General features: G+C 41.2%; 21 protein-coding genes and 1 riboswitch. All 21 genes read right to left on the bottom strand.

Annotation, left to right across the window (positions count from 1 at the left end):
• Positions 1–48 precede the first annotated feature (48 nt).
• The gene (locus tag QTL79_RS10930) at positions 49–435 is read right to left on the bottom strand and encodes a hypothetical protein (protein WP_346355003.1); all 387 of its coding nucleotides are present in this window, start codon (positions 433–435) and stop codon (positions 49–51) included.
• A 95-nt stretch (positions 436–530) separates the two neighbouring features.
• Positions 531–1,523: a fibronectin type III domain-containing protein gene (locus QTL79_RS10925; protein WP_346355002.1), complete on the bottom strand. Its 993-nt coding sequence runs from the start codon at positions 1,521–1,523 to the stop codon at positions 531–533.
• A gap of 249 nt (positions 1,524–1,772) precedes the next feature.
• On the bottom strand, positions 1,773–2,255 hold the full coding sequence (locus QTL79_RS10920; protein ID WP_346355001.1) for a hypothetical protein: 483 nt from the start codon (positions 2,253–2,255) through the stop codon (positions 1,773–1,775).
• A 5-nt stretch (positions 2,256–2,260) separates the two neighbouring features.
• Entirely contained in the window at positions 2,261–2,839 is a 579-nt protein-coding gene (locus QTL79_RS10915; protein ID WP_346355000.1) for a CD3073 family putative ECF transporter S component, read from the bottom strand.
• 217 nt (positions 2,840–3,056) lie between these two features.
• Positions 3,057–3,227 (bottom strand): hypothetical protein, encoded by a 171-nt coding sequence (locus tag QTL79_RS10910; protein ID WP_346354999.1) that lies wholly within the window; start codon positions 3,225–3,227, stop codon positions 3,057–3,059.
• A gap of 225 nt (positions 3,228–3,452) precedes the next feature.
• Positions 3,453–4,271, bottom strand: coding sequence for a tail fiber protein (locus QTL79_RS10905; protein WP_346354998.1), 819 nt, complete (start codon positions 4,269–4,271; stop codon positions 3,453–3,455).
• A 337-nt stretch (positions 4,272–4,608) separates the two neighbouring features.
• Positions 4,609–4,788, bottom strand: coding sequence for a hypothetical protein (locus QTL79_RS10900; protein WP_346354997.1), 180 nt, complete (start codon positions 4,786–4,788; stop codon positions 4,609–4,611).
• 159 nt (positions 4,789–4,947) lie between these two features.
• On the bottom strand, positions 4,948–6,210 hold the full coding sequence (locus QTL79_RS10895) for a GGDEF domain-containing response regulator (protein WP_346354996.1): 1,263 nt from the start codon (positions 6,208–6,210) through the stop codon (positions 4,948–4,950).
• Positions 6,211–6,306: 96 nt separating this feature from the next.
• Positions 6,307–6,390: riboswitch (cyclic di-GMP riboswitch) on the bottom strand.
• A gap of 330 nt (positions 6,391–6,720) precedes the next feature.
• Positions 6,721–6,891, bottom strand: a complete 171-nt coding sequence (locus tag QTL79_RS10890; protein WP_346354995.1) for a hypothetical protein — start codon at positions 6,889–6,891, stop codon at positions 6,721–6,723.
• Between the two features lie 208 nt (positions 6,892–7,099).
• Positions 7,100–7,915, bottom strand: coding sequence for an abortive infection system antitoxin AbiGi family protein (locus QTL79_RS10885; protein ID WP_346354994.1), 816 nt, complete (start codon positions 7,913–7,915; stop codon positions 7,100–7,102).
• Between the two features lie 268 nt (positions 7,916–8,183).
• On the bottom strand, positions 8,184–10,916 hold the full coding sequence (locus QTL79_RS10880) for an AAA domain-containing protein (RefSeq protein ID WP_346354993.1): 2,733 nt from the start codon (positions 10,914–10,916) through the stop codon (positions 8,184–8,186).
• Between the two features lie 120 nt (positions 10,917–11,036).
• Positions 11,037–11,948, bottom strand: coding sequence for an ion transporter (locus QTL79_RS10875; protein WP_346354992.1), 912 nt, complete (start codon positions 11,946–11,948; stop codon positions 11,037–11,039).
• Between the two features lie 33 nt (positions 11,949–11,981).
• Positions 11,982–12,149 carry a hypothetical protein gene (locus QTL79_RS10870; RefSeq protein WP_346354991.1) on the bottom strand — a complete coding sequence of 56 codons (168 nt, stop codon included), beginning with the start codon at positions 12,147–12,149 and terminating at the stop codon, positions 11,982–11,984.
• Between the two features lie 279 nt (positions 12,150–12,428).
• Positions 12,429–13,145 carry an MAE_28990/MAE_18760 family HEPN-like nuclease gene (locus QTL79_RS10865; RefSeq protein ID WP_346354990.1) on the bottom strand — a complete coding sequence of 239 codons (717 nt, stop codon included), beginning with the start codon at positions 13,143–13,145 and terminating at the stop codon, positions 12,429–12,431.
• Between the two features lies 1 nt (position 13,146).
• Positions 13,147–14,322, bottom strand: a complete 1,176-nt coding sequence (locus QTL79_RS10860; protein ID WP_346354989.1) for a GmrSD restriction endonuclease domain-containing protein — start codon at positions 14,320–14,322, stop codon at positions 13,147–13,149.
• Positions 14,323–14,396: 74 nt separating this feature from the next.
• Entirely contained in the window at positions 14,397–15,704 is a 1,308-nt protein-coding gene (locus QTL79_RS10855) for a KAP family P-loop NTPase fold protein (RefSeq protein ID WP_346354988.1), read from the bottom strand.
• Positions 15,705–16,092: 388 nt separating this feature from the next.
• Complete coding sequence (locus QTL79_RS10850) at positions 16,093–16,332, bottom strand: type II toxin-antitoxin system Phd/YefM family antitoxin (RefSeq protein WP_346354987.1); 240 nt, start codon at positions 16,330–16,332, stop codon at positions 16,093–16,095.
• An 864-nt stretch (positions 16,333–17,196) separates the two neighbouring features.
• Complete coding sequence (locus tag QTL79_RS10845; protein ID WP_346354986.1) at positions 17,197–18,273, bottom strand: hypothetical protein; 1,077 nt, start codon at positions 18,271–18,273, stop codon at positions 17,197–17,199.
• 86 nt (positions 18,274–18,359) lie between these two features.
• Complete coding sequence (locus tag QTL79_RS10840; RefSeq protein WP_346354985.1) at positions 18,360–20,597, bottom strand: hypothetical protein; 2,238 nt, start codon at positions 20,595–20,597, stop codon at positions 18,360–18,362.
• A gap of 93 nt (positions 20,598–20,690) precedes the next feature.
• Positions 20,691–21,533: an IS3 family transposase gene (locus tag QTL79_RS10835; RefSeq protein WP_346354984.1), complete on the bottom strand. Its 843-nt coding sequence runs from the start codon at positions 21,531–21,533 to the stop codon at positions 20,691–20,693.
• Positions 21,530–21,877 (bottom strand): helix-turn-helix domain-containing protein, encoded by a 348-nt coding sequence (locus tag QTL79_RS10830; RefSeq protein ID WP_346354983.1) that lies wholly within the window; start codon positions 21,875–21,877, stop codon positions 21,530–21,532. Before QTL79_RS10830 ends, QTL79_RS10835 begins: the two co-directional genes overlap by 4 nt.
• Positions 21,878–21,938 lie beyond the last annotated feature (61 nt).

Below are 21,938 nucleotides of genomic sequence, written 5' to 3'. Positions count from 1 at the left end.
TTTTTGCAGCAGAGAGGCTCTGCCGCAAGGCGGCCGCGCTGTCTTTCTTTATTCCAGCGGCGCTTTTTGCGGCGCGCCCGGTTTCATGCCGGGGCGCGGTTCCGCTTCGCCCGGATGTGCCTTTTGCCAGTCTAGGCGCTCCTGCATGCACTTGATCTGCTGGTCGGCCCAGTCGCGCGACACTAACCCTTTGGCCACTTCCTGGTTCAGGAACGTTTTTTGCAGTTCCATCATCTTTTCCTGCTGCTGCAACATATCCTGCTGGAACTCCGCTTTTTGCGCAGCGGTCCAGTTTGCACTATCGATCATGCAAGGTCGCTCACCGCCCGGTCCCGGGCCCATATCGCGCCCCATCGGAGGAGAGGCAAACCCGATCGCCGCCGTCGCCAAAATTGTTCCTGCCGCCAATGCAGCAAGCAAACTCTTCTTTACCATGTCAATTCCCCCTTGTAGTTTTGTCTATGATCTCATTATAGCGAGGGTTCATGACGGTATATTGGCGACTTTGTGTCAAAAATGTGAACATTTTCTTATTTCTTCATCGACCAGACCTTAAAACTAATGATCTTGTCGAACGCCAGATATTCCTTGCCGCCCTCGACCGCATCACTGATCGCGTAACAACTGTCGCCCGTATTCAGCGGACGCTTGAACCAGGCGACGAACCCTTCGGCCTCCGCCGACGTCACATTATAGATGCGCTCACTCGAATCGAGCATCGTAACGCGCAGCAGTTCGCTTTTTGTTGTCAGCGGCGGCGTCTTAGCAGGCGTAGCCGAAACTTCGTTCGAAGCAGCGCTTTCTCCGCCGCTTGTCAATGCAGTGACCACATAGTAATACTTTGTGCCGTTTGTTACAGACGTATCGGTATAATTTACGTCTGCTACATTGCCGGCAATCAGCGTATACGGACCGCCAGCCGTTAGGGCTCGTTTAACGTTATAACCGGTTGCGCCGCTCACAGAGTTCCACTTCAGAGCAACGTTCCCATCTCCGTCAACCGCCGTCAAACTTGGCGCTTCCAGGGGAGTTCCATTTGGATTCGGATACACGAACGGCCCTTCAAAATTCGCGGTTACCGAAGTCCCCGAAGAAGATGTTCCGCTTTGCGCATACGCATATACGCCGTCCCAGCTTTTAATATTCGTCTGATTCCAACTGCCCAACAGTACGCCATTCTTATAAAACGTCACCAAATTGTTATCAATATCAACCGAAATCCCCATTATATCAGACGTCGAAAACTCAACAAGCGGCCCTGTTTCATTGACATACCCTGAATAGATCACTCCGTTTCTGCGGTATAGCAACACCGTCTTCGCATCATGATACGAAGTAACCCCAGCCGCGGCAATTCCAATAAAATCTTCTGCCAAACCATTGTTCCATTTCAGTTCAAAATACCACTTTCCTGTTTTTTTACTCGTGTCACTTACCGCCGGAATTAGATAACCTGTTGTTGTAGCTGTCAATCCATTGTCGGTCACCGCACAGCCTTCGCGACTTTCCCATTTAATAGCCATTATAACTACCTCCTCCATTTTTCATCATCAATATCTTTTACTTTCTTATGCCATTTATGATATTGATCTCATTTACATATATTTCGCACAGGCCTATTATTAAACGCTAAAATTGAAAACGTCGATAACTTTTGCGAGAGCTTTTTCACACAACGCATGGAGATAAAACAAAGCGGTCTTGAAATAGCCTGTTACCGCTATTTCAAGACCGCCCTCTTTTCGTATTCAACAATTTTTAGACACTTCTTTTCACACTTCGCCCAGCGCGTCGCGCAGCCAAACAGGTTTATCTTTTCCCTCTTCATAATCCTGCGGCACTTCGAGCAGACGCATTTCCTTTTCCCATTTTGCAAGGCGCGGCAATAAGGCTTCCATAAAATGCCCTTGCCGTCCGCCGATCGAACAGGTTGGGCTGCCGCTAACGCCGACCAAGAGGCCGATCCGGCAGCCGTCTGCCGCAAAACCTTCCAGTTCCTGCCCGCTACGCTTTGCCAGTTCGCCGCACAGCGCACGATACTCCGCCGCGTCGTATTGTGCATACGTTTTCGGACAGCGCTGCAGACCGCCGTACAAGAGTTCCGGACAGGGCAGCTGATAGATGCCGAAGCCTCTACGCATCAATCCAGCCATCACATCAACCATCGCGCCGCGATTTCTCGCCAATGGATGAACCACGCTGTTTTGATTCAATATACAATGACAGACGAGCGCCAGTTCTTTGCCTCTTTTCATTTCGCTCACAGCATCCTTTTGCCGGGCAACAGCTGCGCAAGCGGGATTCGCTTCAACAAAAAGGCCGTCAACAGCGCACAGCCGATCTTATCGACCAAATTCCCGACAATCCGCGGCCAAAACGCCGCCGAAAAAATCCCCTGCCCGCTCTTTAATAACCACAACACCAAAAAGTCGGTGCCGCTGCCGCCCAAACCGCCAAAAATCCAGATGGCAATCGGCGTCCCGACCAGCGGTGCGGCCACCGCAAGAAAAAGGCCGGTCGGCAAGGCCACTTTCCAGCCGAAACCGTAGCGCCGCGCAACCCAGCCCACCGTCAGGCCGATCGCCACATTCACAAGCGCAAAGGGGATGTTGACCGGATTGGTCAACACGCCCTGCACCACATTCGTCAAGCCGCCGATCGCCGCACCATACCAAGGACCCAAGACAGCTGCGCCCAGCATCGTCCCCAGCGTATCGAGATACAGAAGCGGAATTTTCAAGCTCTGCATCACCATCCCAAGCACCAGATTGATCGCCAAACAGATTGCAGAAAAAGTAAGCATAAAGGCCGATCGATTCAACTGCGTCACCTCTTTCATCGATTTTTCATTCCACAGTTATTAATTGCATTTATACTCCCGATCTCCTGCCGAGATGCAGCAAGTATTATTCATTTGCTTGCGCAAAGTAAAAAGCAGCAAAGTTTCCACGCTTGGAAGCCTCACTGCTTTTTGTTATAAAGGCTGTGACTTGTAACAAATCCGGTTTTGCTTGCTTCAGCAAATCAAACTTGATTGTACTTCTCTCTATCGACAGCTACGCCCCTTTCGTCGTCGCGATTTTTTCAGAAGCGACAACGTCCATCGGGTCGGCCAAGGCTTGGCGGTCGGCGCTCGCGGAGATTCCCGGCGAAAGCAACGTCCATGTTGCTCCGCCGGCGTACGACTTCCCTGTCGTACGTCTCCACGCTCTTGCCCGCCAAACCATGTCCGCCTTTCCTCGGACTCCATGTTCTGAAAAAACCGCAACGACGGGGAGTCAGGGATCGCCGCTACATCCGAAGATGCAAAAAGGAGGCAAACGGATTTTTCTCCGTTTGCCTCCCTTTTATTGGCTGACATTATTTTTCATAAGACGGAAGAGAAAAGAACGTTTGAAACATCGGAACCATCCCCTTGTTTGCCCTTTTGACAGTTGTGTTCCGTTCTTTGATCAATATTTAATACAAGCTAGCAGTGCTATGTTACGAGGACGCGTTTCCTCACCACCAACAAAAGTAGTGTGCGCTGTATTATATCCAATTGTCCTATTAGCCTGCAATGCAGGTCCGCCAGACACATCGCCTGCTGGAAATGTATGTTGGTGTGATCGCAACATATCATTCTGCCAGCTCCCCAATGCTCTATTACCATCAATTCCACGTCCATCATCAAATCCGCGTACAAATTCACCACGAAGGTCTGGCAAGTTAAATGTAGTGCTGCCATCACCAGCGCCAAACATAGTACCAACTGCGGTAAATAAATCAGCATACTGTGTCCTTAAAATCGCTGAGCCATCAGCTTTTAACCACCCCTCTGGTGCGGATTGCTGTGCAAGATATACCACCGAACCAACCGGGACACCATATCCAGCGGATACAAAATCACTCGCATGTTTCCCATCTACAGTATCCGCATTCCCACCGTCAGCTTCTGCTCTAATCGTAATATCCTTTGTGCCATCAAAGGATACGCCATTAATATTTCGTGCTGTTTCTAACTTTGTTGCAGTTGCAGCATTGCCGGTACATGAAGACGAAACATCCGCGCTAACTACATCTACGCTGATCGTCACATCTGCCGAACCATCAAAATTTGTACTACCCGTAGCATCCCCCTTAAGAGATATTTTTCTTGCATTTGCTAATTTTTCAGCACTCTCAGCAGTAATCGCCGTAGCCGCCGCAACAATCTTGTCATCTTTGAGCGCCCGAAAGTTTTCCCGAATATCGGCTGTATTGTCCACTGGTAAATTTGAATTGTAAGACATGTAAATTCCCCCTAAATTTTATTTTGGCCGACATAGCCAAGGAACGCTTATTTCCATTGTGCATTTCCTGTGTATCGGCATTCACGTAGATACGTTCATCATCCACGATAATTTAAATGGCCCCTGACTTTAGGAATGCCAATCAGATCGTTTTCAGTGGCTTCGAACCGTTACCTTGCTTCTCCGCTCGCTTGCGCAACGTAAAAAGCAGCAGGGTTTCCACGCTTGGAATCCTTGCTGCCAACTGTTGTACTCGCTGATACCGATCGCCGCCGATCAAACAAAATTTTGATTACCTCGGCAAATCAAACTTGATTGTGCTGCCCTCTATCGACAGCTACGTCCCTTTCGTCGTCGCGATTTTTTCAGAAGCGACAACGTCCTTCGGGCCGGCCAAGGCTTGGCGGTCGGCGCTCGCGGAGATTCCCGGCGAAAGCAACGTCCGTGTTGCTCCGCCGGCGTACGACCTCCCTGTCGTACGTCTCCGCGTTCTTGCCCGCCAAACCATGTCCGCCATGCCTTGTGACTCCATGTTCTGAAAAAACCGCAACGACGGGGAGTCAGGGAACGCCGCTGCATCCGAAGACGCAAAAAGGAGGCGGACGGATTTTTCTCCGTTTGCCTCCTTTTATTAATCGACATTATTTTTCATACGAGCAACGAAAAAAGAATCGCTTTAGTATTCCATTCGATTGCGCCCGTTCTTTTTGGCCTTATATAAAAGCTCATCCACCCGTTTTAAAAATTCATCTGCGTTTTCATCCGAATATGCCGCAACCCCGCCGCTGACAGTAATGGAAAGAGCGTCTTCACTAAAACGCATTTCGCCACATTCGCGTCGAAGACGTTCCGCGTAAACGACCGCGCCAGAAAGCGCAAGCCCTGGAAAAACGCAAATGAATTCTTCTCCGCCATACCGTCCCGTAATGACATTTTTCTGAAACGCGTTCTTCAAATACTGCCCCAACTGTCTGAGCACCTCGTCGCCCAAATGATGCCCATAGGTATCATTAATCATTTTAAAGCGATCAATATCAAACATCAGCACCGTAAGCGGTTCTTTACTGCGTGTCGCAAAATCGATTTCCCTGTTTAACCTTTCCATTATTGCACGACGATTATAAAGACCGGTAAGACCATCTTCTTGCGCCACTTGAGCCAAAAGCCTGTTTTTTTCTTTTAACTGCTGCATTAACGAATAGGTTCGAACATTTGCTTTAAGACGCGCCATAAAAAGATTTTCCGAAAATGGTTTTACAATATAATCGTCCGCACCATTACTTAAAATGTTGGAAATAACCGCATGACTATTAACCGATGAAACCGCTATGATTACCGCATACTCATCCCGTTTCCGAATTTCGCGAATCACTTCTTCACCTGAAATATCCGGCAAAACGTTATCAATTAAATAAATATTGTATGTCTTGGCTGTCGTCAAAAGTGCAGCCGGATTTATAAAATAATCGACCTGCGGCATCGCATTATGTTCAAAAAACGCGCGCATCCCATTCAGATGCATCACACTGTCATCTAAAACGGCAATCCAAAGGTTTCGCAGTTCTGCGGCAATCGCATCCCCCCCTTTATTTTTTTTGATCAGCGTCATTAAATACTCCATGAAGTGATCTTTTGTTAGATAATCGGAAATACCCTTTTGGAAAAGCTCTGCTTTAAGCTTCATATCATTGATTGCCGAAAGAACAATTACCGGTGTCGTCTCCCTTTTTTTGCGCATCAGCGTGGAAATGAAGCGTTCTTTATTTTCTCCTTTAAATTCCAGTCCGGTCACAATAAGATCAATATCATGGGCAACTAAAATCTCATATGCTTTTTGCGGTGTTTTGGCTGAGAAATATCGAAAATCATTCTGTTCAGATAAATCACGCAGAATTTCCTTGTAAAAAAAATTATTATCGATATGCAGCAACGAAAACATGTTACCTTCCCCCTTCATTAATCCTTTGAAAATAAAATTCTGTTATCCCGTGAAACACTTCATCAAATATAAAAAAACCGGTCACTCCATGACTAGTCATGGTATGGCCGGTTACACTATTTACTCCTAACGATCCAAGTGTCCAAATATAGATCGTTATTCATCGCGTCCGCATCAAAATTTTCACAGAAAAAACTTGGCGATTTCAAAGCACACTGCCGCAATCGTTAATTACCCTTTTAGGCAAAACATACAGCTGCTTTAAGAAAAGTGTATTGCGTACTTGTATTATATTCGGTTTGCTTTTTTCGTCAATATTATTTAATTTTTAAAATCTAAAAAGTCTAAATTCTTCCTCACGTTCATCTTTACGCACACAACGCAAAAAGCAGCAAGAGTGCCATACTTGGAAATCTTGCTGCCCGTTTTCGTAAACGATGCTGCTTAAACCAAAACCGATTTTGCTTGCTTCGGCAAATCCAACTTGATTTTGCCTCCCTCTATCGACAGCTATGCCCCTTTCGTCGTCGCGATTTTTTCAGAAGCGACCACGTCCGTCGGATCGGCCAAGGCTTGGCGGTCGGCGATCGCGGACATTCCCGGTGAAAGCAACCTCCCTGTTGCTCCACCGGCGTACGACCTCCCTGTCGTACGTCTCCACGCTCTTGCCCGCCAAACCATGTCCGCCTTTCCTCGGACTCCATGTTCTGAAAAAACCGCAACGACGGGGAATTAGGGACGCCGCTGATTTCGAAGACGCAAAAAAATGAGGCAGACGATTTTTCTCCGTTTGCCGCATTTTTATTGGTCGAGATTATTTTTCATAAGACGGAAGAGAAAAGAACGTTTGAAACAGCGGAACCGTCTCCTTGTTTGTCCTCAGCATAGTTTACGGCACATGGCTGAAAACCAGTTCCCCGCAGTACTCGGGAAGATCATCTCTAAACCGGGTTGCATATTCCTCTGGCAATATAATCCGCCTAATATCCGCAAAGGCAAAATCCACATCATACAGCGAACGCCACTCACGTTCAAAGTAGTAATTACCCTCGTCATCATCTGGCAGTAATTCGTCGAAAAACTTGATAAAAGAAAACCATTCCCATAGCAGCAGTTGCCGTCCTTTCTCAATGTTTTCTTTTATTTGATCTAGACTTATTTCTGTTCCTTGGACCGGAAAATCACTTTCAGCTCTACTTAGATAAGAAGATTGATCCGCTGTACTTTCCACCAATCGCGCCATTTCATTTAAATAACCCCCTAGGGGTTCTCTTGTTCCTACATTTCTAGCCCCTATTGGAATGTAATTCACAGGTCTTACACCTTTCTTCGCAAGCAGTTCTTTATTGAAAGCAAGACCAAATCCACTATATTTTTTCATGTGTATCGCTAGGTCGCCAACCGGAATATCACAAAAACAAACCATATTCGCGTTATACAAGTTATTGTCTTCAAAGCTCGTGGCTTTTATATTTCGCCTTAATCTTAATTCTTTCTCAAACGATTTTCCCTCTCCAGATGCCTTCTCATTAATAGGAACGGCGTTTTTAAAAGTGAGTTTCGGTGGCTTCCCCTGCTTATCATGGGGAGGATATGTTAGCCAGCCACCGCGAATTATCTTCACCAGTAAATTGTATTTATCCTCTTCTGTCGGCAATCCACGCCCTACAAAATGAGTCAGTTCCTTCGATATATACCGTTGCAAATATCTCTTCCCCCTATCGCCGTTTACATTCCCACTGTTTAAAAGTTCCCGCTCTGTGCCGATATTCCTCTCTCGCACATGCAAAATAAAGCGCCTAACTTTTACGCTCGGCGCTCTTTGCTACCCAAAACTCATTTGCTCCAGAAACAATGGGACGGCTCCGTTGTTCGATTTTCCTGCTTGCTTTAACTTTATGCTTTAGGAAACGGTCGAAACCATTCTTTTTTCATTTGTCAATGCGATGTTCACGCTTGCGAATATTACAAACCTACTGCTTTTCATTAAACTTCAAAATCTGCATAAGTTTGTTGCGCAACTTTCCTTCCTCGCCGCTTTCATTGGTCTTGATTCTTAAAATCGGGATGCCGTATTTCTCTAATATAGTATCCTTCATTTTATCCCTCTTCAGCTGTTTGGGATTATTGGCGTGGAATGCATATCCATCGACCTCAACAACCAATACAGGGCTTTTGTCCAACTTGTTAAAGATGACAAAATCAGTATGCGTTAAAGCATTCATAACAAATCTACGCTCAGCGTCATCAAGCTTGTTCAGGTCTCGGATAAGCATTTTTAAGGGCTGATGGATTACATGGTCGAGTTCGCGGAATTCTGGCGAATTTAAAACCTTTTCGATTATGACATTCATTAGATTTTCTGACTCATAGGCAGACACGTTCTTTTTATTTTTCCTGATTGCAAGCAGTCGTTCAGAATAGCTATGATATAGCAAGTCGAACACCGAGTAGATGCTGCTGTTAATAATCTCAAAATTATTGTATTCAATGTATCTTATTAGATCGCCAATATTAGAATTACTATTTTTTTCATTGTCTGACACAACAACAATCAGCTTATCCACTGCGCGAGAAACGGCTACATTTATTAAATTGGGGTTGTCAACGAAATCATTAATTTCATTTACTACGGTTGTAAGGATAATGACATCCTTCTCGCGTCCTTGATACTTATGCACCGTATCCACTTCAATGTCCCGTTTTCCAATAGCCTCATTAAGTTTATCCGCTTGCAGTCGATACGGTGAAATGATTCCCACGGATTGGTCTGTATTGTTTGCAATCTGATCCGGCACGACTTCTTCCATTATCACATCAATTTGTCTTTGATTATAATTGTGCCTTGCATGATTTCCTTTTGCTGTTTTGTACACAATCAGCGGTTTTTGCTGCGCCTTTTCTTCCGTCAGCACAATAAGTTCCTTATTATAGAATTTTTGATTACAAAAACCAATGATTTTAGGATGACAGCGATAATGCTCTCTTAATAATGTTTTGGGAACTGTATTGAATAACGTCGTAATTGATGAAAGCATGCTGTTCGCAGAATACTGGTATGCAAGGTCTACTTCATATCTTTCAAAAATCCGATCCGTTTCTTCGGAAATTTCACCCGATACGACATTAGGCAATTGCTTTACATCACCAACGATGACGGCATTCTTTGCACACGACAGGGCCAACGCTCCTGAAACAATATCCACCTGCGACGCTTCATCGATAACCAAATAGTCGAACAGATAGTTCGGAGAGGCACAGCCTCGTAAAGAATGTGTCGTACTCAAAACAACCGGGTATTCTTTAACGAAAGCGCCGAAATATTTCCCTAACGATTCATTGGAAAACAATTTTCGCTGCGTATTCTTGGAGAATCGTTCCGCTAATTTTGCTTTGAACAACCGCATTGAGTTCATTGTGTATTCTTCTATCGCTTTGTCAAAGCGATAGCTATCGAGAAGCCCCGTTAGCGCCTGAATTTTTTCGTTTAATTCCGCCATCTTACGTTCATAATATAACTTCTGGAAAAAAGCGATAATCGTTTCATTTGAATTATCATAAAAGGAAAAACTTAAAATACCGTACCGCAGCAAATTTTTCAGTTTATATTTCAGCTTTATAACCGTATCTTTCTCTATCTGCTGTTGAAAATCAAGCCACAACGCCATGACAGTGTCTGCTTTGTGCTTATATAAAGAACGATAGGCTGAAATTTCTTCTCCTGTTTCATTAAAATAGGTATTAAAATATTCTTTTTCTACACCGAATGCTGATCGTTCTTGTTTTAAAGCGGCCAGCGTGTTTTTTACTTCAAGCATCTTCATCAGGTTTTTTCCACTTGCCTCAAGCACTTTTTCTAAGGCATCATACTCTTGAGAAGCCATCAGCCAAGTCGCCATCTCCGGATAGTTCTGTTGTTGACCTTCAAAAAATTTCTCTTTGTTTTCTTTGTTGCCTAGGTATGCAGCTATAAAAGCCACGCCGTATTTTTCCAGTTTCTCTAAAACATTTGCAGTTGCCGCATTGTTGTTGGAAACAACGGCAACTGTTTTTTCATTAACAACTGCATTGGCGATAATGTTTAGGATGGTCTGGGTTTTCCCGGTTCCAGGCGGCCCTTCAATGACACTAATTTGTTCGTTCAAGGCATTTTCTGTCGCAGTTTTCTGGCTTAAATTAAAACCGAAGGGGAATATCGGCATTCTCCCACCTGAGGGCCTGTTCATTGCGGCAGGATTTAGGTATTGCGCCAATACGCTGTTTGAAGTTACGCAGGTTATTTTTTCATACTGCTTATATAGAAAGCTGCTTTCTTCCCCGTTGGCAACACCAACAATCTTCGCCAGTTGTTTGAGGTATTCCAAGCAATTGCCAGCTTTAGGATTGCTAATGATGTTTTGCTCAAGCGTTATTTCATGCCGCTCATATATTTTTTTCAATCCTGTCTCGAAAAAAATTCTCACATGCTTTTCAAAAACGAATAATTTTTCAATCCCTTTCAAAGCTTGATTGCTTTGAAACACAACACTTGTTGTCGGATCGAGTGAATTGGGATTTCTATACCACTGAACGTTCTGATAGCCATAGGAATACGTCTTTTCTTTGCCAAATTCAATCTTCCATTTACCCTTCTCATATACGCAACGGCTTATCGATTCTGTCTTATCCTCGCCCTTTACAAGTATTAGATGCTTTTCAAGATTCAATTTGCTTTATCGTTCCTTTCGTTAGTGTTAATGGACGCTTCTGTCGTTCGATTATCTTGCTCGCTTTAGCTTTATTCCTTGGGAAACACATCGAAGTCGTCTCTTTTTTATTAAACTCTCCTACCTATTTTTATATTGACCCTCCCCTTCCATTTCATTTTCTTTCAAGGCAATCAAAACTGCGCTCATTTCTCGTAGATCGGAAGCAGAGAGTGAATTAAAATCGTGCAGTCGTTCAATAGCATTTTGGACCGCTTCATGTTTGTATGTCTTCTTTGTCTGAGATAAAAAATAGGTGGCAACCGTGCCGGTCAAGGTGCTGAGAAAGCCGATGCCGATCAGCATCAAGCAAACTGCGACAAGACGTCCGGCTCCTGACTGGGGCGCGATGTCGCCATAACCAACTGTGGTGGTGGTTACAAACGACCACCACAGCGCGTCATCAATCGCCATGTCTTCAATATACGATATGGCAACCGCGCCAAAAAATATCGTTGATGCGGTGAACCAGATAATGTGATGAAAGTCATTCGTTTTGATCACGACGGTTATGCGTTTGAACAAGCGCGTCGTGTAAACAAACAGACGCAACATATAAAGAACACGTAAAAGACGTACAGCACGCAAGCCCTGGAACATCATATCAAACGGAATGATCGATATTAGGTCGATGATATTTTCTCGAACGAAGGTAATCTTGCCTTTTGCAAGGAGCAGACGAACGATGTAATCCACTGTGAAGATCAGTAAGATAACGAAGTCCGCCCGTTTAAGCAACAACAGTTCCTGTTCGCTTAGTTCTATGCGGTTTTGCGCAAACATTGATGTGATAATCACACAAGCTAAGGCAGCCATGAATAGATCATACGGCAGGCGGTATTTTTCAAGAAAACAAAGAAAAGAATTCAATTTAGTCTCGTCTCCTATCAAACATCTTTTTAAGTGATTTATTCTCCTAAATTCTTCATTCCACCCATTCCCACCCGATTCCTTTTTTCCGCCTTTTTGCGTTTCGCTAAACAGAAAAGACATGGCCGCACCCCTGCGCCATGTCTTTTCCCGTTCTCAATAAAACTTATACGCCAGCCCCGCCAGCAAGATTACGACGACGATCTTTGCCCAGAGCGGCATCGGTTCCATCTCGTCGATCGTCTGTTTGAAGGAACGCGGTTCGTCGGTCGCCTGCGGTTTCTTGCTCTGGGCTTTCTTTGCAATTTGTCGTTGTCTGCTCATTTCTCTCTCCTAATAAAAAAGACGCGACTCTTGTCACGTCTGCATTTTCCTGGAGCGGGCAAAGGGATTCGAACCCTCGACCCACGGCTTGGGAAGAGCCATGAGTTAACAGGGAACAAAAACCTCGCTACGCGCATAAACACTAGCGTTTCTTAACCTACGTCCATGTTTATTATACCATATTAATGCGAGTTCTGGCGACCCAACCTTAAAACAAATTGGGAATCGCTCCTACTTTTATATCATCTTCTTGAATTACCAATACACTATATAAAGACTTTAGTTTTTCCAAGGAAATTCTTTTGTTATTTCTTCCAAATGCAATCCAATTTTCGCATCTAAGCACCTACAAAAAAGTTTAACGCTTTTTAAGTAATCAATCAAATCATCATCTGTGCATGCCGTAGCAAAATTCCCATGCGCAATATCATGCCTAATCTCTGCAAGAGCTTCTATCTTTGTACTTAAAGTTCCTACACGACGTTTGTTAAAACCCAAATTAAACATCTCACTGAAAATTTTTTCAATCCCCATCTTCTTCAACAGCTTTTCGATTTTCCTCGGCGATGGGTTTGCAAAATCAGATGTTAAAAAATCAGCCTCTAGCTTTGCCGGTGGCAATTCTCCATCGCTCCAAAAAGGATAATTGTTTATTATCAAAGCTTCGATTAATTGTTCCTTTTTTACTGGATCGGTAGTTGCGCTAATTTCTGCAATTACTTTTTCACAATTTGCAATCTTTAACCGTCCAGGTAATTGATTTGATTTTATACAAGCACGATTCAGATATTCCACACTTTCTTCAATCACATCTTCAATATAGCCCTCTAAATGGCTATAAAGTAACACTATTGCACCACGATATATTGGTTTCAGCGCAGATAAGTTTCTTAATGTTACTTCAGGATATGCTTTTCTGGAAACCTTTAATAGTCCAAAAACTTCTCGCTGTCTTCCGCGATACTTTTGCAGTGCATATGATCTCTTATAAAACATTTTAGTTGGCCTCCACGCTCAACTTTGACATCGATTCAATTTTTTCAAACAATTCTTCCATCTTTATCCCATTATCAATTAATTTTTCTCTAAGCATTTCACATCTGCTTACAACACGAGTTCGGTGATCCGTCGCTCGTAAAATCAGATCAATAAATTTATCATCATGCATTAGATGGAAAAATACGTCTCTTATTTTAGCAATTTTTAAATCACTGCAATTTATTTCAAGATGGCTTGCTACAAGCATTTGCAAATCAAATAATGCCTTGTTTATATTTTTATCATAACTCTCCTCACCACTTTTTTTCACGTGTCGCCTAAATGCGTTTTCACCAAACATTTTCCACAAGTTGCTTGTTGTGCGATCAAAAAGAGCCTTGTAGTCTGTCTCATCTTTTTTCGACATTCGTTTATGATCTCTCATAAACGAGTTTAGAAAAGTCTTGAGGGATGGTTTATACTTTGATAGCCTGAAATGCAATGCTAAAAATCGTAGAATTAACTCCTGATCTCGAAGTCTTTCGTCACTTTCTTTTTTTCCAATCAAATTAAGCCATGTTCTATCTTCCACTAATTTTGCCAATAGATCACTAAAGGCTCCGCGATAAATGCAATGCCTTAACTCCTGTGGATTTAATGGAACAGACCCATAATTCAATCGTTCAAAAACATCAAAACGCAACTCTGGATGACATTCACTTGTTAATATAATGCAACGAATTGCTCTAGTACTTATTAATCGTTGATATTTCGTGTCCAATTCATGGAATCGTTTTTTATTCAAATGGCCTAGCGTTATTAATCCTCTAAGTGAAAATTCATTGTTCAAGTAACGAAAAATCGACCATAAGCGCTGTTGTCCATCAATAACCAAATATTGCCCCGACTTTTCTTCTTCCGCAAAATAACATACTGGTATTGGAACATTTAAAATTAATGACTCTATTAGTTTACTCGCTTTAATATCATCCCATACGTACTTCCTTTGCCATGTTGCATCTACAATAATAGTCTCATCAGCAATCTGGTCTTTCAGTGACCGAACAATAAAATCATAAGCTGTCGTAACAAGACGTCTATCCGATTCCGCTATTTCATCTTCTATTAGGTCTTCTTCACTTTCATTCTCAAACATCTCATCTATCTCTTTTTTTTCTTCATCACTGCTCAGCATTCATTACACCTCTCAATTTTATTAAACCATTCTAAATTTCTCTCATATTCTCATATCACGCGTACTTCGATCACTCATCCAGATCTGAAATTGTCGGAAAATTCAAGCTGCTTTAAGAAAACTATGTTTTTTTTCTCTGTGTCTAGTAAACTTATCACAGAAATCACTTCTCCAAAATTACCTTTTCCGACTTCAAGCTTATCATAATTAAACTCTTTACTATTTGAAGCAAGCTCACTAACTAAAGCTACAAAGGGATTCATGATCTCATTATAGTTTGTTCTTGACATATCGCCTCTTAGCGTTTTAAGCTCACCACCATATAACATTTCTTTTTTTAACAGCCTTTGATAACCTTTATGCTCTTTAATTTTCACTATTGATAAAAGAGCATAAACAACACTAAACATTTCTAGATAGATATGTGTATATTTCGTTTCATTCATTAGCGGCGTCATCGGAAGTACCAAAGATAGATGGTAGAACAATTTGTCCAAGTCACGCAAACTCAAATCATACTCCTCAATATATAATTTCAGGTAATCCTTAAATATTTTAATATTTTCTCCTGTCATACTATATTTTTCAAATAGAAAATCTGTATATATAGTCCTATTTGCTTCTGGAAGTATAAAATCCACATCAATAAATCGTCTCAAATATCCAATTGAATCGATTTCTTTTCCATATAAAGTTTGCACAGAACACGATAATTGTGACTTATCTAATGCAAGTATAAAAATAAAATTGTCAATGTTAAACAAATGCTTAATTGTTTCTAGTGTTTCTATCGCAAAGGTGGGTCTACATCTATCTAATTCATCAATAAAAATTATGATCTTTTTATTTTTATGTTCTTGATATTCTTGTAAAGCTTTTTTAAACTCTCGCTTGGTCTTTTTCTGTGCCTGAAACAGTTCTACTTCTCCAAGCTTTCCTGCCCCATCGACTAGGTGTTTGCTATTTGCTTCGCCTATGCCTAGGTCACTTGCATTTATCGTATTATTGGTTACAATCTTTAACATTGTAGATAAAGATGCTTTAAAAAGCATTCTACCACACGTCTTAATTTTATCTATGTACTTTTTCTCACTTTCTCCTTTTAACTGTTCTTCAAACTCACAAATAAGCGCCAACAATGGATCGCCACTATCATCATTTTCCCAAGCATTAAAATGTAGCACTTCGTATGTTTTCGCTTCACTTAATCTATTAATCCACATATTTATGAATGTAGTCTTCCCTTTCCCCCAACCCGCATCAATACTAAGGACTATACTTTTTTTGCCTGCTTGAATTACAGCCTCCAACCCATCTGCTATTGATTCTCTTCCTAAAATATCCTCTGAAAATACATTTGGTTTTTCTCCGATTAATCTCATATTTACAAGCCCCAATCATTTCTCTATATTTTCATTGTCATTGTTTTACACAAAGCATCTTTTTAAGCATTTCTTCTAATAATCATCATTTCCCTTCTCTTTCCAATGATTTCTCTCCAAAACGATCTCCATTATTATGCATTATCTTTTTTTCATACCACATTAATTTGTCGTGAACATCCCCTGTTCTAATATAGTTATCCGACTAAAATGCTCTTACACCCTCTGAAAACCTTATTTTCATACTACCCTACCAAAAAAGCACAAGGTCGTTGCCCCCTTGTGCTTTCAATATATCTTACACAACTTTTCAGCCTCTCTATCGTTGCTTACTGCCCATCTGAGTACAGCCATTTTCTTCATGATAATAGCAGTATATCTTCCCGTCTCATTCATTATCCTCCACGCATTCACTTAAAGGGGTGTTTAATCCTTTTAATATTTTCCTTTTTATATTTAACACAGATGATAAATATAGTCTTTCTTGAATTGACTTCCAATCTTCTTCAGAGATCATTATTACGTTTCCGTTTTTCCCAGTAATACAGATATGCTCATGCGTTAAGATCACTTCATCTATCAACTTGAATAAATTTTTCCTTGCTGTTGTTGCATTCATTACTAACATAATTCAACCCCCTCTTATGTACGTTAGCTAGCTCAGTTGAATATAGCACTCTGCACTTCTTTGATCATCTATGTTCTTCTTTAATACTTTGGACTTGAGCCCCAAGGATTTCTCAGCTTCAATGATGCTCCCTCTTAGCTTATACTTCTTCATGACATTGCTGTAGGAGACTTTTAAAAATTCAAAAAAATTTTTTTAGACTTTCTTTTTTAGACTTTTTAATGCAAAAGCAAAAAGCTTACTAATTAATTATTGCCTACCATCAAGCCACAGGGCAGCCCCATATAGAAGCCCCACCCCCTCCCCTCATACTCCACACTACTGCTCCAAAATATTACGGAGAGTCAGGCTTTACTTCTCCTGTTACGGTGTTTCGCCCCCCTTACGATTATCAAAACAACCTCACTTGTTGCTTTAATCCAAACGTCAAACCAACATTCACAGACAAACCTGCTCCTGATGTTCGACCAAAATCCTTATTTGCACTACACTTGACCAATCTTTTTATTAAAAACATTGAGAACTCAAAGCTTCTTTTCTTAACTAAAGCAGACTCAAAACACATCAAATCCATATGAAAAAAGAGGGTAATCCTAGGTTAAAAAACATTCTTTATATCACAATTTCACTGCTATGATTGTGTTTACTTTCATTTGCTATGTCCTTATTCCACAACCGTAACATTCAACATGCCTTGCCACTAAAATTCAAGGAAGTCCGTCTATATTTCCTTTTCGTCCTTCTCATATAACACGCTCTATTAAGCAATTTATTTGCAATTTTGGCCTTCATTCAGTCACTTGTTTTATATAACTCCAACATTTCGATTAGTGCTTAATAAGCTTCATGCTCTTTTTCAGCCTTCTATCTCACTTTATACTTTTTCATTAAATATGGCTTTATCTCAAAATACTGCTCTGGATTATTATCAATTTTTCCATAAATATTATGGAACTCCTTATGTATTTTAGGCAACAAGCACACTCCTAACCCCTTTTCAAAATGTATTTTACTAAGTTCTTTTGAAAACACCTCCAATTCTGCTTCTGTGTATTGATTGACTTTGTCATATATGGGAATTCCAGTGTTTTTCAATGCCTGTTCAAAGATATCTGAAAATGGGTATAAGTGGTGAATGTCTAATTTTCCATTCATACCAGTAACATCACACCTATAGTTCGCTTTTGCTAGTGACTCTAATTTCCAAGAATAAATCATTGTATGCCTAGCAATTTCCTGAAGTTTAGATATGCCACCTTTCCATCTATATGAGTTCTCGCCTCTTCGCCCTTCATTAGAGCAAAGTCGACACCCACCCCAGCCAGCTCGAAGTTTTGCACAATTTGTTACCTGCTCCTTTTCAGGATGTTTAGGACAAATAAATATCATCAGTGTATCTTCATTAAAATACTCTTTTGAGATTAAGATAAGTCCTCTAACGTCAAATAGCTTTTGAACCTCACTAAATGGCGCTCTTTGTCTGTTTGCACGCAAAGAACTAGCACATCGGATGCAACCATGCCCTTTTTTGATCCCTGCGTAAGTTCCCACTTGTTCACCATGTTGAGGACACATATATTTGATTTTTTGACTATTTCCTTTGTACCCCTTATCCAAAAGAATATATCCCATGCTTTTAAAAGCTTCTTCTACTATCAGTATTGGGGTTTTTTTCATTTTGCCAACTCTGCGAGCAGAACAACGGTGACATCTATATGTTCTTTGGTTTTGAACTATCTGATTATATCTGGAAAACTTAACTTCACAATCATCTCCACAAACAGAACATTTAACAATAACACCTGCGTTCGATCCTTGCGACAGATGCTCTACTTTGCAAACAAACTCCTTGCCTATCGCGGAAAACAAGTACCCTTTTTCTTCATAATGTCTTTTTACCCTATTAGTCCATTTTACAATCACCTCTTTTGTCATCAGCATAACCTTCACCCCTATCGTAATTTGCTCACGACAATTTACACTTGTTTTTTCTGAGGCGCTCATCGAAACTATTGATTTCAGATCTTTCAATTCAACTGTTTTCGTTCATGTTTTTTGGGGGATTCGCATATTTCTTCTTTACCAACCTCCTCGAATGACGCCTCGCTCAGTTCCTTTATTTGACTTTTATCTAAATAAACAAACTTTGCCCCTGGAATCGCCAAGTTCGAGAGAACTGTCACTGTGCAATCTTTCCTTAATATTCTTGCTCTCCCTATCGCCTGTATCAATTCCGCTTCAATTAGAAAAAGTTGCACCTCTCTTAACACTTCATTCTCAAATGTATTGAAGTAAAACTCCATTCCTTTGTGCTTAATTGGAATATATCTCATTTCAGCATTAGTAAACTCTTCCCCACACAATGCCGCCGCATATAATAAATAGGCATTAGCATTTATGTGCGGAGTCCCTACAATTGCCATATCTTGCCCTGCGTATTCATCAGTACCTGTAAGAGCTCCATATTTAGCAATACAATTCTTAAACTCGCAAGCATATCTCTTAAACGTAATCACAGGTTGATCCCCGACGATAGATTTTGCTAGGTTTAAGCGTTCTTTTCCGTGCTCTATTTGATACCTGCTAAAAGAACTTTGGGGGTATTGAACTATTTTTCCTTTAGTTTCAACCGCTCCGATATCAATGAACACTAGCCTATCCCCAAAAAGCTTTTCATAAATGAATTTGTTCGCTGTTGCAGATAGTATAATCGTTTTTCTTCTTCCCATCTCACGCTTGACGATATAGCTTATTGTCTCATTAGGATTTTTCATCCAATAACAACAGCTTAAGAAATCTACCACATTTGAATTGATCGTCTTAAGACTTTTCAGAAATTCAGCCTTTTCTTCTGGCAACAACGACATATTCCATCTAAACTCCAAGTCTACCGAGTTTAGCACACCTACTTTTTTGCTCCTAATGATTTCAATGACTTTTTCAAATCCGACAATTTTATTTGCAATTTCTGCAATATCTTTAATATCAACCGTCGTCACTTTAAGCATCGTTGATATAACATCCTCATCTACGACCACTTGGGTATTATTATCATCAGTAAACATCAATCGCTCATGTGTTGTAAGCAAAGTCCCCTTCGCATTCTTAAAAAGCTCAATTGTTTTCAGATATTCTGCTACTTCATCATCATATTGGGCGACTCTATTCTTCAATTCAGATGCGCCCCAATAATCGCCTTTCGCATAAAGTTTTCCCAGTTCTTCGATAAAATTTTCATTTGATTCCGACAATTTAGGAATCACCTTGTGCTCTACTTTCATCCTTTTCGCTACTTCATCTTTTAAGTCATGTCTCGGCAATGCAATTGTCGTATTTTCAAGAGTCAAATATAACTCCGTCTTTCCTATTCCTGTCGGTGCTTTTATAACAAACACTTTATTGTCTTGAGACGCTAACGCTTTCTCAAACGCTTCTTTAAGTTTTTGTTCCGCCTCTTCTAGCGACATTGCTTTGAGCGGTTCAACTATATTAACTCTGCCCCGAATAAGCTTGACAGTTTCAATAACATTTTTCGAATGCTCACAGTCATCTTTAAAAGGACAGAAATTATTGCAATTTGAAGGTAAATAACCTAACTTTTTTATAGAAGTCATGGTATATTCCCATTTGCGCAAATCATAGTAGTTAGGATGAGCGCCAATCGCATTCATAAATTTAGTCTTTCCACCTTCAACAGTCATCAGATTTGTTGCAAGACCAAAAAGCTCAGGATAGAACCCCCAGTAATCCCCACTCCGTATCTCCGCATAGAGTCTGCATCTTTCCGAAAGCTTTGCAAAATCAAAATGCTTAATAATATTACGACTTTGCTCATTCGCATTAATATCAACCTTAGCGAACTTACCTTCTCCCATCGATTTGGCTTTCAGTTCAGTAAGATTTTCATTAAAATGAAGAACCACTTGTTCTTCTGCATTTTGTAAGGAAACGCCAACTTTTCTATTATATTTATATAGTTCAGGTGGGATTTCCTTACTTTCTTCATCTGAAAGTATTTCAATATAAGGTAAACCATTCAACATATCCAAGCCAATTCGTTGGCAAAATCTCTTTATACTGGTCGCATAGTTTTTATTATCGCTAACAGTCAAGTATTCACATAAACTTAAAAGAAGCCGCGCAACATCAATTGTCGCCCCATAATCATGGAAAATCACTTCTTTTCCACCATAAAACATCCTAGAAAGATCTTTGCAGGCCTTGTCCGCTTCGGGTAACAACTTCATCAACGCAAGTTGAACCAAGTTACGCACTCGTATATCCGTGATCTCAAAAGTATTTTGAAAAACAACCCTAAACTTGTGAAGTGACCCCAAAAAGTTAGACAACTATTTATTTTAAGCAGCCATAAGGGTTTGCTGCCTGTGTAGAGCGGGTGGCAAACCCTTTAACTTTGTCTTGATGCGTCGGTTGTTGTAGTAGTCGAGATAATCGATCAACTCCGACTTGAAATGTTCAACTGAGTCAAACTCCTGTAGATACAGAAGTTCACTCTTTAGTATTCCGAAGAAGTTTTCCATAACGGCATTATCCAGACAGTTCCCTTTTCGGCTCATACTTTGGGAAATGCCCTTTTCTTTGAGTGCGTGCCGATAGCGTTTGTGTTGGTATTGCCAGCCTTGATCTGAGTGAAGAATGAGATTCGAGTTGTTTGGAATCTTGGCAAATGCTTTATCCAGCATACGCAGTGCCATAGAGAGTGCCGGGCGATCTGAAATAACATAGCTGACAATGTCACGACTGCATAGATCCAGTATCGGTGACAGATACAGCTTCTGCCCAAATAACTTGAACTCTGTAACGTCAGTAACCCACTTCTGATTCGGTTTTGCAGCCTCGAAATTCCGTTCGAGAAGATTGAAAGCTATTTTGCCAACCTCGCCCTTGTAGGAGCAATATCTTTTCATCCGAACCCGACAGACGATACCCTGTTCTTTCATCAACCGTTGTACTGTCTTATGGTTAATGACATATCCGCGATTGTGCAGTTCATTCGTGATACGTCGATAGCCATAGCGACCTTTGTTTTCCGTGTAGATTGCAGTAATCTGTTCTTTAACCGCGCTATACTTATCAACTGCCGTACTTTTTTTCGCATAATAGTAATAGGTAGCGCGCGGCAGACTGGATACTTCAAGCAGCAGAGAAATCTTATGTTCATGCCTCAGTTCCCAAATCACTTGCGCCTTTTGCTTTGGCGTTCCTCTTCTAGAACCAAGGCCTTCAACTTTTTTAAATAGGCATTCTCCGCTCGCAGCCGTTGGACTTCAGCAAGTAAGTCTTCTTCTGTTTTTTTTGGTAACCCGATAGGACGACCTTTGCTTCCACGCCCTCGACGTTCTATGAAAAGTCCCTCAGGTCCCTCTTCCAGATAGATTCGTTCCCAGTTGGAGACACGCTTGTGACTACTTATACCAAATTGCAGTGCTATCTCGCGATAACTTAATTTCTCTCGATGCATTGTTTCTACAACATTTAGTTTAAATTCCCCAGTGTATTTTTGATTCGGTATCCCTTTTGGCATAAAATCACCCCCAAAGTTATTTTCAGTATACTATACTGTCTAACTTTGGGGGTGCAGTTCA

The organism is Azotosporobacter soli (assembly GCF_030542965.1).
GTDB classification, from domain to species: domain Bacteria; phylum Bacillota; class Negativicutes; order SG130; family SG130; genus Azotosporobacter; species Azotosporobacter soli.
The sequence above is the reverse complement of the archived record's forward strand: the minus strand, read 5'-3'. Positions and strand labels throughout refer to the sequence as shown.

Excerpts from the sequence above, each read along its gene's own strand:
- QTL79_RS10890 (WP_346354995.1), bottom strand. The coding sequence starts at position 6,891 with ATGGTTTGGCGGGCAAGAGCGTGGAGACGTACGACAGGGAGGTCGTAC.
- QTL79_RS10865 (WP_346354990.1), bottom strand. The coding sequence starts at position 13,145 with ATGTTTTATAAGAGATCATATGCACTGCAAAAGTATCGCGGAAGACAG.
- QTL79_RS10845 (WP_346354986.1), bottom strand. The coding sequence starts at position 18,273 with ATGCTGATGACAAAAGAGGTGATTGTAAAATGGACTAATAGGGTAAAA.
- QTL79_RS10895 (WP_346354996.1), bottom strand. The coding sequence starts at position 6,210 with ATGTTTTCGTTGCTGCATATCGATAATAATTTTTTTTACAAGGAAATT.
- QTL79_RS10875 (WP_346354992.1), bottom strand. The coding sequence starts at position 11,948 with ATGTCTTTTCTGTTTAGCGAAACGCAAAAAGGCGGAAAAAAGGAATCG.
- QTL79_RS10930 (WP_346355003.1), bottom strand. The coding sequence starts at position 435 with ATGGTAAAGAAGAGTTTGCTTGCTGCATTGGCGGCAGGAACAATTTTG.
- QTL79_RS10920 (WP_346355001.1), bottom strand. The coding sequence starts at position 2,255 with ATGAAAAGAGGCAAAGAACTGGCGCTCGTCTGTCATTGTATATTGAAT.
- QTL79_RS10850 (WP_346354987.1), bottom strand. The coding sequence starts at position 16,332 with ATGTTAGTAATGAATGCAACAACAGCAAGGAAAAATTTATTCAAGTTG.
- QTL79_RS10830 (WP_346354983.1), bottom strand. The coding sequence starts at position 21,877 with ATGCCAAAAGGGATACCGAATCAAAAATACACTGGGGAATTTAAACTA.
- QTL79_RS10855 (WP_346354988.1), bottom strand. The coding sequence starts at position 15,704 with ATGAGATTAATCGGAGAAAAACCAAATGTATTTTCAGAGGATATTTTA.
- QTL79_RS10910 (WP_346354999.1), bottom strand. The coding sequence starts at position 3,227 with ATGGTTTGGCGGGCAAGAGCGTGGAGACGTACGACAGGGAAGTCGTAC.
- QTL79_RS10925 (WP_346355002.1), bottom strand. The coding sequence starts at position 1,523 with ATGGCTATTAAATGGGAAAGTCGCGAAGGCTGTGCGGTGACCGACAAT.
- QTL79_RS10900 (WP_346354997.1), bottom strand. The coding sequence starts at position 4,788 with ATGGCGGACATGGTTTGGCGGGCAAGAACGCGGAGACGTACGACAGGG.
- QTL79_RS10905 (WP_346354998.1), bottom strand. The coding sequence starts at position 4,271 with ATGTCTTACAATTCAAATTTACCAGTGGACAATACAGCCGATATTCGG.
- QTL79_RS10860 (WP_346354989.1), bottom strand. The coding sequence starts at position 14,322 with ATGCTGAGCAGTGATGAAGAAAAAAAAGAGATAGATGAGATGTTTGAG.
- QTL79_RS10870 (WP_346354991.1), bottom strand. The coding sequence starts at position 12,149 with ATGAGCAGACAACGACAAATTGCAAAGAAAGCCCAGAGCAAGAAACCG.
- QTL79_RS10915 (WP_346355000.1), bottom strand. The coding sequence starts at position 2,839 with ATGAAAGAGGTGACGCAGTTGAATCGATCGGCCTTTATGCTTACTTTT.